The organism is Planomonospora antibiotica (genome assembly GCF_014647955.1).
Taxonomy (GTDB): domain Bacteria; phylum Actinomycetota; class Actinomycetes; order Streptosporangiales; family Streptosporangiaceae; genus Planomonospora; species Planomonospora parontospora.
Window position 1 is genome coordinate 58,054 of sequence record NZ_BMQE01000021.1, and the last position, 12,008, is coordinate 70,061.

A 12,008-nucleotide genomic window follows, 5' to 3' on the forward strand; every position below is an offset into this window, starting at 1 on the left:
AGGCGCCAGTGGACTTCACCCTTGACGAGGCACAGGAAGAGCTGCGCGGGCTGGCGGCGGGGCTGCTCGGGCGGGAGGCGGCCCCGGCCCGGCTCGAGGCGCACGAACGGAGCGGCGAGCCGTACGACGCGGGTCTGTGGCGGGCCCTCGCCCGGGCCGGGCTGCTCGGCGCGGTCCTCCCCGAGGAGGCGGGCGGCGCCGGGCTCGGGCCGGTGGAGCTGGCCGTGATCCTGCGCGAGGTCGGCGCCCACGTCGCCCCCGTCCCCGTCCAGCAGAGCCTGGTCGCCGCGATGACCGTCGCCGGGTACGGCTCGGCCGCGCAGCGCCGGGCGCTGGCCCCGCTGGCCGAGGGCGAACTGGTGCTGAGCGCGGCGCCGCGCGGCGCCGGCGCCGTCACGGCCCGGCGGACCCCGGGAGGCGGCTGGGTGCTCGACGGCCGCACCGGCGCCGTGCCCTACGCCGCCCAGGCGGACCGGGTGCTGGTCCCGGCCGCGGTGGGCGACGGCGGGACCGGGTTGTTCCTGGTCGGGCCCGGGGCGGCGGAGCTGCGGGCCGTACCCCTGCCGTCCGGGGAACCGGGGGCCGTGCTGGTGCTGGACGGCGCCCCCGCCGAGCCGGTCGGCCCGGACGGGGACGGGGAGGCGCCGCGGGGCCTGCGGCGCCTGGCCACCGCGGGGGCCGTGGCCACCGCCTCCGGCGTGCTGGCCGGGGCCCTGGCGCTGACCACCGGCTACATCGGGACGCGCAGGCAGTTCGGCCGGGCGCTGGCCGAGTTCCAGGCGGTGACCGTGCAGATCGCCGACGTCTACATCGCGGGCAGGGCCCTGGACGTGGCCCTCTGGTCGGGGGTCTGGCGGCTGGCGGAGGGGCCGCCCGAGGAGGCCGAGGCCGACCTGGCGGTGGGCGCGTTCACCGCGGCCGACGCCGGGTTGAAGGCCCTCTACACCTGCCAGCACCTGCACGGCGGGATCGGACTGGACGTGACCTACCCGCTGCACCGCTACTTCGCCTGGGCCAGGCACCAGGCCCACCTGCTGGGCGGGGCGGAGGCCCGGCTCGACGAGATCGGAGCGCTCGCCGGATGATGATCGACCTGACCGCGGAGCAGAAGCGGCTCCGCGACGAGCTGCGCGAGTACTTCCAGGGCTGCCTGACCGCCGAGGAGCGAGCGGAGATCGCCGCCGACCCGTTCGGCGAGGCCTACATGGAGCACTGCCGGCGCCTCGGCCGCGACGGCAGGCTCGGCCTGGGCTGGCCGAAGGAGTACGGCGGCGGCGGGTACGGCCCGCTGGAGCAGCAGATCTTCGCCAACGAGATCGCGCGCGCCGAGGTGCCCTACCCGCTCATCACCGTGCAGACCGTCGGCCCGACCCTCATGCAGCACGGCACGCGCGCGCAGAAGGACCTCTTCCTCCCGCGCATCCTGGCCGGGGAGTGCCACTTCGCGATCGGCTACAGCGAGCCCGAGGCGGGCACCGACCTGGCGTCCCTGCGCACCACGGCGGTCCTCGACGGCGACCACTACGTGGTCGACGGGCAGAAGACGTTCACCTCCGGCGCCCACCGCGCGCACCACATCTGGCTGGCCGCCCGGACCGACCCGGCGGCGAAGCGGCACCGCGGCATCACGATGATGGTCGTCGACTGCGCCGACCCCGGCTTCTCCTGGACGCCGATCGTCACCATGGACGGGCGGCACCACACCAACGCCACCTACTACTCGGGGGTGCGCGTGCCGGTGGACATGGTGGTGGGGGAGGTGAACCGGGGCTGGGACCTGATCGTCGACCAGCTCAACCACGAGCGGGTCACGCTCGGCCCGGCCGGCAACCTCGGCCGCCTCCACGACCGGTTCCTGGACTGGGCGCGGGGCGCGGGACTGGACGGCGAGCCCGCGGTGCGCCGCGCGCTCGGCCGCCTCCACGTGCTCTTCCGCACCAACGAGCTGCTCAACTGGCAGGTCGCGGCGGGCATGGACCGCGGCTGGCTGGGCGCCCCGGACGCCTCCGCCACCAAGGTCTACGCCTCGGAGGCGATGCAGGAGGCCGGCCGGCTCCTCGGCGACGTCCTGGCCCGCTTCGGGGACCTGTCGGACCCGGAGACGGCGGAGTTCGCCGAGCGGCTCGACCGCCTGGCCAAGGGCGCGCTCGTGCTGACCTTCGGCGGCGGGGTGAACGAGGTGCAGCGCGAGCTGATCGCCATGCTCGGGCTGGGCCTGCCGAGACCGCCCCGGTGAGCGGGCCGCGCCGGTAGGCCGGCGTGCGGTACATCCTCTTCGAAAAAGCGGACATATAGAATAAACGGCTATTTATGTCCACTGTGGAGAAGAGGACGAGACCATGGCGACAGGCGCGCCCTCAACCTCATCCGAACGGCAGGCGCCCGAGCCGGGCAGGCGACGGCGCAGGGGCGGCTGGACGCTGAGCGGACTGCTCGCGATCGGCTACGTGCTCGCGTTCAGCGCACTCGCGGTCATCGGGATCAGCTCCTACGTCCGCATCGGCACGCTGTCGGCGGAGCGGATGTCGGTCGAGCGCACGCACCAGACCCTCGACCGGATCGCGGATCTCCGCAACCTGATCAAGGACGCGGAGAGGAGCCAGCGCGGTTACGTCATCACCGGGCAGGACCGCTACCTCCTTCCCTACCGGCAGGCGCTCCCCGGCATCGAGGAGGACCTGGCGGCCCTGCGCCGGATGACCGTGAACAACCCCCGCCAGCAGGAGGCGCTCACCAGGCTCCAGCCGCCGGTGCGGGAGAAGCTCGGGGTGCTCGACGAGACGATCCGCCTCCGCCGCGAGGAGAGTTTCGAGGCCGCCCGCGACGTCATCCTGACCGACCGCGGCGTGTGGAGCATGATCGAGATCGAGACGTTGCTGAACCAGATGAGGGCCGAGGAGGAACGCCTGCTGGAGCAGCGGCGGCGCGACAGCGCCGAGAGCGCCGCCGACACCCGGAACGTCATCCTGTGGGGCTCGCTGCTCGCGGCCCTGCTGGTCGCCGTCGCCGCGCGGTGGACGACGCGCAAGGTGACCGGCTCCGTCGACGAGGTGGCGGCCGCGGCCGGACGGGTCGCGGCCGGTGACGTGACCCGGCCCGCCCAGGTGACCGAGCCGGTGGAGCTGGCGCAGATGGCCGCGGCCGTCAACGGCTCGGTGCAGGTCATCACCCGGGCGCGGGACGAGGCGCTCGCCGCGGCGGCGGCCAAGGCCTCGTTCCTGGCCACCATGAGCCACGAGATCCGCACCCCCATGAACGCCGTCATCGGGATGACGGACCTGCTGCTGGAGACCGACCTCGACACCGACCAGCGGGAGCTCGCCGACACCGTGCGCAACAGCGGTGAGGCCCTGCTCTCCGTGATCAACGACATCCTGGACTACTCCAAGATCGAGGCCGGTCAGCTCGACCTCGACGACGAGCCGTTCGACGTGCGGGAGTGCGTGGAGGGGACGCTCTCCCTGATGGCGCTCGCCGCCGAGAGCAAGGGCCTCGAACTGGTCGGGGACGTCGCCCCGGACTGCCCGAGGGTGCTGCGCGGCGACGTGACGCGGCTCCGGCAGGTGATCGTCAACCTGCTCAGCAACGCCGTGAAGTTCACCGACCGGGGGGAGATCGTCGTCACCGCGGACGGGCAGCGGCTCTCGGAGCGGGACGACGGCCCGATCCGGCTCCGGATCGCGGTCAGGGACACCGGGATCGGCATCCCGGCCGAACGCATGGACCGGCTGTTCCGCTCGTTCAGCCAGGTGGACTCCTCGACCACCCGGGTCTACGGGGGCACGGGACTCGGCCTGGCGATCAGCCGGCGGCTCGCCCGGGCCATGGGCGGGGACCTGGGCGTCGAGAGCGAGGTCGGCGTCGGCTCCACCTTCACGCTGACCGCGGTGCTGGCGGGCTGCCCCGAGTGCCCGGCGTCCACGCCCACGCCCGCCGCCGTGGCGCTCACCGGCAAGTCCGCGCTCGTCGTGGACGACAACGCGACGAACCGGCGCGTCCTGCGGCTGCAGCTCGCGGGCTGGGGCATGGAGTGCACCGACGTCGGCACACCGGGCGAGGCGGTGGACCTGGTGACCGGCGGCCACTCCTACGACGTCGCCGTCCTGGACATGCACATGCCGGAGATGAGCGGGGAGCAGCTGGCCGGTGTCCTGCGCGATCTCCCCATCGGGCGGGACCTGCCGCTGGTGCTGCTGACGAGCGTGCACTGGCGGGCCAGGCTCGAACAGAAGGAGCTGTTCGACGCGGTGCTCACCAAGCCCGCCCGCAGCGCCGTACTGCGGGAGAAGATGGCGGGCGCGATAGCCCGCAGGGGGGCCGCGGCCTCCGAGGCGGAGACCGCCGGTGAGCGCAGGGAGGGGACCGAGCCGGGAGGGGCCGCCGGGAAGGGCGTCCTCAACGTGCTCCTCGCCGAGGACAACCCGGTCAACCAGAAGGTCGCCCAGCTCATGCTGGCCAGGCTCGGCCACCGGGTCGACACGGTCGACGACGGCGCGCAGGCGGTGGAGGCGGTACGGCACGCCTCCTACGACGTGATCCTCATGGACATGCACATGCCGAACATGGACGGGCTGGAGGCGACCAGGCGGATCCGCGCCGAGCAGCCGGAGCCCCGGCCGTACATCGTGGCGCTGACGGCCAGCGTGCTCGGCGAGGACCAGGAGGCCTGCCGGAACGCGGGCATGGACGACTACCTGGCCAAACCGGTGCGCGCGCACGAACTGGGCGAGATCCTCGAACCGCTGCGGCCCGCGCAGGCCGGCCCCGACGCGGGGAAGCCCGCCCCGGCCGCGCCTGCCGCTACGGCGGGGCCCGGTACGGCGGGGCCGGGTACGGCGCCGCCTACCGGTGTGGCGCCGCCCGTCCCGGCGCCGGGCACGTTCGGTGGAGGCCCGGCCTCCCCGGAGGATCCCGGCAGGCCCCCGGAGGAGTCCGAGCCGCCTCCGGAGGAGTCCGGCAGGCCTGCGCAGGAGTCCGGCCTGCCCCCGGAGGAGTCGGAGCGGGCGTCGCGCGAGACCTCCATCAGGGAGCGCCTCGACGAGCTGGCCGGACCGGACGCGGGGGAGGACGACTGGGAGATGGTCGACTATCTGGCGACCTCCTTCGTCGCCAAGGCTCCGGGCGCCCTGGAAGAGCTGGAGGAGGCCGTCGCCCGGGGCCACGCCGGGGACGTGGAGAAGCGGGCGCACAGCCTGAAGGGCTCCGCCGTCAACATGGGCGCGACCGCGCTGGCGGAGTTGTGCGCCCGGCTGGAGGCGCAGGGCCGGTCGGGGGGGCTCTCGGCCACCGTGGAGACGCTGCGGCCGCTGCGGGAGGAGCTCGACCTCGTCTGCCGCACGCTCAGGACCCTGCGCCCCGCCGTCGGCGGGGAACAGGAGCCCGCGGCGCACGGCGAGGGACCGCGCCGTGCGGGGTGACGGGACCGGCCGCGACTGGCGGGGTGACGGGACCGGTCACGCCGTGCGGGGTGACGGGACGGGCCGCGGCTGACGGGACGGCGGCGGCCGGTCGCGCCGCAGGGCGACGGGACCGGCCGCGCCCCTACGGCGTGACGATGGTCGGGACGGTGAAGAAGACGAGCATCGCGATCGCGACGCAGATGAGGAAGCCGACCACTTCCCAGACCCAGTCGTGGTGACGCTCGCCGTGCCCGGTCTGCCTGCGCCTGCGGCGGCTCCCGGCCGGCGCGGCCACGGAGCGGGCCCGCCGGCCGGGCTCGCGGGCCTCCGGGGCGTCGGGGGGCCCGGTCCGGTCGTCCGGCCCAGCGGGAGGGGCGGCGGGAGCGGTGAAGGCAGGGGCGGTGAACACGGGGTCGGCGGGACCGCCGTCCGCGCCGTGGCCGGCGCGGGGCGTCCCCAGGGGAGGGGCGAGGCCGCCCAGCTGGTCCGCGGGCAGGGGCCAGCCGGGCAGGGGGCGAGCCGCCTCCCCCCGCACGGCGCGGTCCGGGGGCCTGACCGGAGTCCCGGTGGAAGCCGGGGCGGGGGCCTCGGAGGAGGCCGTCGCCGGGATCTCCGGCGGGGTTCTGAGCGGGGCCGAGGCGACCAGCTTGTCGGTGTAGGCCAGGGCCGCCCGGACCTCCGGGCTGAGGGGGCGGAACAGGTCCTGCCCCGGGGCGGGGCCGTCCGCCGCCGGGGGCGGGTCGAGCACGTCGCCGGGGACCGGGGCGGGCAGCGGCGGCGTCGCCTGCCGCGGCCTCGGGCGTCGCGGCCGGGGACGGGGCGTACGGAGGGGCGGGTCGGAGGCGAGGGGCGGGTCGGAGATGGCGGCCGTGCCGGGGACGAAGGCCGTATCGGAGACGGGGGCCGTGCCGGGGGCGCCGCCGGAGGCCGTGTCGTGGGCCGTGTCGAGGGCTGTCAGGACCGGGCCGCGCAGCCTGGGCATCGGCTCGGTGGTCGCCTCGTGGGCGGAGACGGCCTCCGGGTCCGGCGGGAGGAACAGGCGGGTGCTGGTCAGCGCGTGCGGCTCGGTGAGCGGCAGCGGCCAGGCGGGAGTGGTCGGCCAGAGCCTCTTGACCGGCAGGGGGGAGGCCGGGGCGGCGGGAGCCGTACCCGGTGCGGTGCCGGAGGTCGTGTCGGGCGCGGCGGCCAGCACGGCGGCGCGCAGCCCGGAGGGAGGGGAGGCCCACGGGGCGCGGGCGAGCACGTCGCGGATCTGGGCGGTCCCGAGGAGGGCGAAGACGCCGGCCAGGTGGGCCGGCGGCCGGGCCGAGGGCAGGGCCAGCGCCAGGGACTGGGCGAAGCGGCGGCAGGCGCTCACGGTCAGCTCGTCGGCGGTGTCCGCCGCCACGTCGAGCACCCAGGAGAGCTCCGCGGTGTCCATCCCGCACACGCCGGACAGGTACAGCACCTCGCGCTGGTGCGGCCGGAGGTCCCGCAGGACCCGCCGGACGAAGACGGCCACCGGGTCGGCGCCGGCGGAGGGCGGCGCGTGCACGACGTCGCGCCGCTGGATCTCGCCGCGGGCCATGGCGTACAGCCCGGCGCGCGGGGGCCGCCGCTCGGCGGGCACACCGGACAGGACGGACAGGACGGCGGCGGAGGCGGCGTCGGGATCGCCGAGCTGGTCGTGGCAGTAGGCGAACAGACCGGAGGCGTGGAGATCGTAGAGCTCGCCGATCGAGTCGCTGAGCGATCGCCGGCCGAGGAGCGGTTGGGTCACGGCGGGACCGGTTCCTGAAGGGTGCGGGCGGGGGTGTGGTGGGGGCGGGGCCTGTGGCATGTGTGACGTGGGTGGTCTGAGTGCCCACGATATGGGCAATGATGCCAAGTCATCGAGGTTCTTCGCACTATTGGATACCTATTTGATGTCGAAGACCTGCGGGTCCGCCGAAAGAGCGGGAGGTAGCGGGACAGACCGGAAGGAGGCACCATAGGCTGTTCCGCGAGGGATCATGGGGGCGGTTGCGGCAGGGGGGCCGTGCCCCTGCCGGAGACCAGGGGTTGGACATGATCACATTTGACGGTGTCACCAAGCGGTACGCCGGAGGGACCGTCGCGGTGGACGACCTCAGCCTGGAGGCCCCCACGGGGGAGATCACCGTTTTCGTGGGCCCGTCCGGGTGCGGGAAGACCACGTCGCTCCGCATGATCAACAGGATGGTCGACCCGACCGGCGGGCGGGTCCTGCTCGACGGCGCGGACGTGACGACCATCGACCCGCCGACCCTGCGGCGCGGCATCGGCTACGTCATCCAGCAGGCCGGGCTCTTCCCGCACCGGAAGGTGGTCGACAACGTGGCCACGGTGCCCCGCCTGCTCGGCTGGGACCGGCGCCGGGCCCGGTCGCGGGCCATGGAGCTGCTGGAGCGGGTCGGGCTGGAGGCCGCGCTGGCCGACCGCTACCCGTTCCAGCTCTCCGGCGGCCAGCAGCAGCGCGTCGGGGTGGCCAGGGCGCTGGCGGCGGACCCGCCGGTGCTGCTGATGGACGAGCCGTTCAGCGCCGTGGACCCGGTCGTGCGCACGAGCCTGCAGGACGAGCTGCTGCGCCTGCAGGCCGAGCTGCGCAAGACGATCGTGTTCGTGACCCACGACATCGACGAGGCGATCAAGCTCGGCGACCGGGTGGCCGTGCTCCGCGTCGGCGGGCGGCTGGCCCAGCTCGACGCCCCGGCGCGGCTGCTGGCCGAGCCCGCCGACGACTTCGTCCGCGAGTTCCTCGGCCGCGACCGGGGCATCCGCCGGCTCTCGTTCGTCCCGAGCGGGGACCTGCCGCTCCGCACCGACCTGACCGTCCCGGTCTCGTCCGCCGCGGCCTCTGCGCGTGCCGCGGCCGAGCCCTGGCTGGCCGTGGTGGACGACGGGGGCAGGCCGCTGGGCTGGATCTCCCCGCGGGGCCTGCCGGACTCCGGCGCCCCGGCCGACGTGCGGCCGGAGCCGTACGGGACGTTCGTCCGGGGCCGCGACCCGCTGCGCTCCGTGCTGGACGCGGCGCTGCTGTCCCCCTCGGGTCACGCGATCGCGGTGGACGAGTCCGGCCGGGTCGAAGGGGTGGTGACCCGCGAGGCGCTGGACGCGGCGCTGGCGCGGGCGGCGGGGGACGCCCGTGGGTGAGGAACCGCTGGTCCGCTGGGACTGGATCGGGCGCAACCTGCCCGTGCTCCGGGAGCTGCTGGTGGACAACGCCGTCATGGCGCTGGTCCCGGTGCTCGCCGGGTTGCTCCTGGCGCTCCCGCTCGGGCTGGCGGGCACGCGCTGGCGCCGGCTCTACCAGCCCACGGTCGGCGTGATGAACGTGGTCTACTCGCTGCCCTCGCTGGCGGTCTTCATCGTGCTGATCCCGATCACGGGTCTGGCCACCCGGCTGACCGTCATGGTCCCGCTCACCTTCTACGCGATGGCGGTGCTGGTCCCGGCCGTGGTGGACGGGCTGGCCGCGGTCCCCGACCACGTCCGCCAGTCGGCGGTGGCGATGGGCTTCACCCCGCTGCGGCGGCTGCTCACGGTGGAGCTGCCGATCGCGGTGCCGGTCGTGCTCGCCGGGCTGCGGGTGGCGACGGTCTCCAGCGTCAGCCTGGTGAGCGTGGGCGCGCTGGTCGGCAGGGGCGGGCTCGGCTACCTGTTCATCGACGGCTGGCAGCGGCAGTTCCCCACCCCGATCATCGTGGGCATCGTGCTGGTCGTGCTCCTGGCCGGGACCGCCGACCTGCTGCTGGTCGGCGCGCAGCGCCTGCTGACGCCGTGGGCCGGGTCCCGGACGAGGGGGCGGGCGTGAACTGGCTGATCGACTTCCTCGGGAACCCCGCCAACTGGACCGGCGCGGACGGCATCCCGGCCCGGTTGCTGGAGCACCTGGAGTTCGCCGGGCTCTCGCTGCTGCTGGCCACGGCCGTCGCGGTGCCGCTGGGGCTGTGGATCGGCCACACCGGCCGGGGCGCGCTGCTGGTGGTGCTGAGCGCCAACGCGGCCCGGGCCCTGCCGACGCTGGGCCTGCTCGTGCTGATCGTGCTCCTGATGGGGGTCGGCACGATCGTCCCGGTGCTGATCCCGCTGGTGGCGCTGGCCGTCCCGCCCATCCTGGTCAACGCCTACGAGGGCGTGCGGGGGGTGGACCCCGAGCTGCGCGACGCCGCCTACGGCATGGGCCTGCGCGGCCGCCAGGTGCTGGCCGGGGTGCTGGTGCCGGTGGCGCTCCCGCTGATCCTGCTCGGCCTGCGCACGGCCGCCATCCAGGTGGTGGCGACCGCGACGGTCGCCGCCTACGTGGGCCTGGGCGGTCTCGGCCGCTACGTCATCGACGGCCTGGCGACCCAGGACTACCCGCGCGCCGTCGGCGGGGCCGTCCTCGTGGCGGGCCTCGCGCTGGCGGTCCAGGGGCTGTTCGCGATCCTGTCCCGGGTCTCGGTGTCACCGGGGGTGAGCCGCCGGCCGGGCATCCGATAATCTCCTTTTTTCCTCCCGCTTCAGAAGGGAATTTCGATGAAGCGCCTGATCCGTACCGCGGTCGTCGTCCTGTCCGCGGCGTTCACGCTCAGCGCGTGCGGGGGCGGCGACCCGCTCACCAGCGCGTCGCCCGGTCCGGCGGACCCCGGGTCCGCCTCCGCCCCCGCCCCCGCCCCGGGAGGGAAGGTCGTCGTCGGCTCGGCCAACTTCCCGGAGAACGTCCTGCTGGCCGAGATCTACGCCCAGGCCCTGGAGGCCAAGGGCGTGCAGGTCGAGAAGAAGCTCAACATCGGCAGCCGCGAGGTCCTCTACGACCAGGTCAAGGGCGGCGGCCTGACCGTCCTGCCGGAGTACGTCGGCTCGCTGCTGGCCTACGTCGACAAGACCAGCACCGCCAGGACCAAGGACGACGTCGTCGCCGCGCTCAAGGAGAAGCTCCCCGCCGAGCTGGAGATCCTCTCACCGGCCGCGGCCGAGGACAACAACTCGCTGACCGTCACCAGGGCCACCGCGGAGAAGGAGGGCCTGGCCACGATCGAGGACCTGGCGAAGGTCGCCAAGGGTTACGCGGTGGGCGGCCCGCCGGAGTTCCAGTCGCGCCAGGAGCAGAACTTCAAGGACGTCTACGGCCTGGAGTTCAAGGAGTGGAAGAAGACCGGCGCCGCCACCGCCGACGCCATCAAGGACGGCACCGTCCAGGTCGGCAACGTCTTCACCACCGACCCCAAGATCGTCCTCAACGACCTGGTCTCGCTCAAGGACACCAAGAGCGCCTTCGCCGCCGAGAACATCACGCCGCTGGTCAACAAGGCGGGCGTGGACGACACGGTGCGCACGGCGCTGGACGCGGTCTCCGCCAAGCTCGACACCGCCGGCCTGGTCGCGCTGATGAAGCGCGTCGCGGTCGACAAGGACGACGCCGCCGTCGTGGCCAAGGACTGGCTGATGCAGAACGGCCTGGTCTGACCCTTAGGGTGGTCGGCGTGAGGTGGTGGTGATGGGCGAGTTCACCGAGGCGATGGCGCAGGTCGCCGGGGCGGTGTCCGTGGTGACCGTCCGGGACGGGCGCGACGACGTGGGCACGACCGTGACCACCCTCACCTCGATCTCGCTCGACCCGCCGCTGGTCATGGTCAGCCTGGCGAGTGCCGGCTACCTCAACGAGCTGCTGCTCCGCCGCGACCGCTGGGCCGCCAGCGTGCTCTCGGCGGAGCAGAAGGCCGTCGCCAGCAGGTTCGCCGCCGCCGGCCGCCCCGGCGCCCGGCTCCTGCTCGCGGGCACCCCGCACCACCGGGGCCCGCTGAGCGAGGCGCTCGTCGTGGAGAAGGGCGTGACCGCCCTGGAGGCCGAGACGACCCAGGTCGTCCCCGCCGGCGACCACACCCTCTACATCGCCCGGGTCCTGGGCGTCGACTACGTCGACCCGGCCGCCGCCCCGCTCGTACGGCTCCGCGGCCGCTACCGCGCCCTGGGCTGAAATCCGCCCGCCCGGATGACGCCGGTTCCCCGAGACGGATCTCAGGCCTGGTTCTGCACGGCGTAGGTGGTCTGGACGAAGCCGGCGCCGGGGACCGTGGTCGACCGGTGGACGAGCGCGATGTCTCCGTCGAGGGCGCCGAAGAGGCGCAGGCCGCTGCCGAGCAGCACGGGGGCCGTGGTGATGGTCAGCTCGTGCACCAGTCCGGCGCGCAGGAACGACTGCACGACCTGGCCCCCGTCGGCGTAGACGCTCTTGGTGCCGCGCTCGGCGAGGGCCCGCGTCAACCGGCCGAGGTCGCGGTGGACGGTGATACGGGGATCGGCGCCGTCGTCCAGGCGGGTGCTCAGGACCGCCACGTGCCTGCCGTCGTACGGCCACTGCTCGGCGCCGAAGGTGAGGGCCTTCTCGTAGGTGGCGCGGCCCATCACGACGGTGTCGATCCCGGCGATGAACTCCTGGTAGCCCATGTCGCCGGCCTGCTCCCCCCGGCTGGTGAGCCAGTCGATGTCGCCGTCGGGGCGGGCGATGAACCCGTCCAGGCTGGTGGCGATGAACACCGACACGGTGAACGGCTGCTGGGACGTCATGTCGTAGGTCTCCTCGGGGTCGTCAGGGCTGGTGGGGCTGGAGCAGGTGGTCGATTCGGGCCG

The 12,008-nt window shown here is 74.3% G+C and carries 10 protein-coding genes; 8 read left to right on the top strand and 2 right to left on the bottom strand.

The features are described 5' to 3' along the window. Positions 1-8 precede the first annotated feature (8 nt). From IEZ06_RS19845 to IEZ06_RS19855, 3 genes are all read left to right on the top strand, one after another. Positions 9-1,085 carry an acyl-CoA dehydrogenase family protein gene (locus IEZ06_RS19845; RefSeq protein WP_189238196.1) on the top strand — a complete coding sequence of 359 codons (1,077 nt, stop codon included), beginning with the start codon at positions 9-11 and terminating at the stop codon, positions 1,083-1,085. Beyond that, positions 1,082-2,236 carry an acyl-CoA dehydrogenase family protein gene (locus IEZ06_RS19850; RefSeq protein WP_189238197.1) on the top strand — a complete coding sequence of 385 codons (1,155 nt, stop codon included), beginning with the start codon at positions 1,082-1,084 and terminating at the stop codon, positions 2,234-2,236. The genes IEZ06_RS19845 and IEZ06_RS19850 overlap by 4 nt, the downstream gene beginning before the upstream one ends. Positions 2,237-2,339: 103 nt before the next feature. Beyond that, positions 2,340-5,417 carry a hybrid sensor histidine kinase/response regulator gene (locus IEZ06_RS19855; RefSeq protein WP_189238198.1) on the top strand — a complete coding sequence of 1,026 codons (3,078 nt, stop codon included), beginning with the start codon at positions 2,340-2,342 and terminating at the stop codon, positions 5,415-5,417. A 124-nt stretch (positions 5,418-5,541) separates the two neighbouring features. Here IEZ06_RS19855 and IEZ06_RS19860 read toward each other — a convergent pair whose 3' ends face one another. After that, positions 5,542-7,158: an RNA polymerase sigma factor gene (locus IEZ06_RS19860; RefSeq protein ID WP_189238199.1), complete on the bottom strand. Its 1,617-nt coding sequence runs from the start codon at positions 7,156-7,158 to the stop codon at positions 5,542-5,544. 287 nt (positions 7,159-7,445) lie between these two features. Between IEZ06_RS19860 and IEZ06_RS19865 the strand changes: the two genes are divergently transcribed. From IEZ06_RS19865 to IEZ06_RS19885, 5 genes are read left to right on the top strand one after another with little or no spacing between them, the layout of a single operon-like run. Then, positions 7,446-8,549, top strand: coding sequence for an ABC transporter ATP-binding protein (locus tag IEZ06_RS19865; protein WP_189238200.1), 1,104 nt, complete (start codon positions 7,446-7,448; stop codon positions 8,547-8,549). Continuing rightward, positions 8,542-9,210: an ABC transporter permease gene (locus tag IEZ06_RS19870; RefSeq protein ID WP_189238201.1), complete on the top strand. Its 669-nt coding sequence runs from the start codon at positions 8,542-8,544 to the stop codon at positions 9,208-9,210. Before IEZ06_RS19865 ends, IEZ06_RS19870 begins: the two co-directional genes overlap by 8 nt. Further along, the gene (locus IEZ06_RS19875) at positions 9,207-9,878 is read left to right on the top strand and encodes an ABC transporter permease (protein WP_189238202.1); all 672 of its coding nucleotides are present in this window, start codon (positions 9,207-9,209) and stop codon (positions 9,876-9,878) included. The genes IEZ06_RS19870 and IEZ06_RS19875 overlap by 4 nt, the downstream gene beginning before the upstream one ends. Positions 9,879-9,914: 36 nt before the next feature. Continuing rightward, positions 9,915-10,844, top strand: a complete 930-nt coding sequence (locus tag IEZ06_RS19880) for an ABC transporter substrate-binding protein (RefSeq protein ID WP_189238203.1) — start codon at positions 9,915-9,917, stop codon at positions 10,842-10,844. A 31-nt stretch (positions 10,845-10,875) separates the two neighbouring features. After that, positions 10,876-11,355, top strand: a complete 480-nt coding sequence (locus IEZ06_RS19885) for a flavin reductase family protein (RefSeq protein ID WP_189238204.1) — start codon at positions 10,876-10,878, stop codon at positions 11,353-11,355. A 41-nt stretch (positions 11,356-11,396) separates the two neighbouring features. Here the strand turns inward: IEZ06_RS19885 and IEZ06_RS19890 are convergent, their stop codons facing one another. After that, entirely contained in the window at positions 11,397-11,945 is a 549-nt protein-coding gene (locus tag IEZ06_RS19890; protein WP_189238205.1) for a dihydrofolate reductase family protein, read from the bottom strand. Positions 11,946-12,008: the final 63 nt, after the last annotated feature.

What these genes read in the sequence shown, in the direction of transcription:
- IEZ06_RS19865 (WP_189238200.1), top strand. Translation starts at nt 7,446, where the DNA reads ATGATCACATTTGACGGTGTCACCAAGCGGTACGCCGGAGGGACCGTC.
- IEZ06_RS19880 (WP_189238203.1), top strand. Translation starts at nt 9,915, where the DNA reads ATGAAGCGCCTGATCCGTACCGCGGTCGTCGTCCTGTCCGCGGCGTTC.
- IEZ06_RS19850 (WP_189238197.1), top strand. Translation starts at nt 1,082, where the DNA reads ATGATGATCGACCTGACCGCGGAGCAGAAGCGGCTCCGCGACGAGCTG.
- IEZ06_RS19855 (WP_189238198.1), top strand. Translation starts at nt 2,340, where the DNA reads ATGGCGACAGGCGCGCCCTCAACCTCATCCGAACGGCAGGCGCCCGAG.
- IEZ06_RS19890 (WP_189238205.1), bottom strand. Translation starts at nt 11,945, where the DNA reads ATGACGTCCCAGCAGCCGTTCACCGTGTCGGTGTTCATCGCCACCAGC.
- IEZ06_RS19885 (WP_189238204.1), top strand. Translation starts at nt 10,876, where the DNA reads ATGGGCGAGTTCACCGAGGCGATGGCGCAGGTCGCCGGGGCGGTGTCC.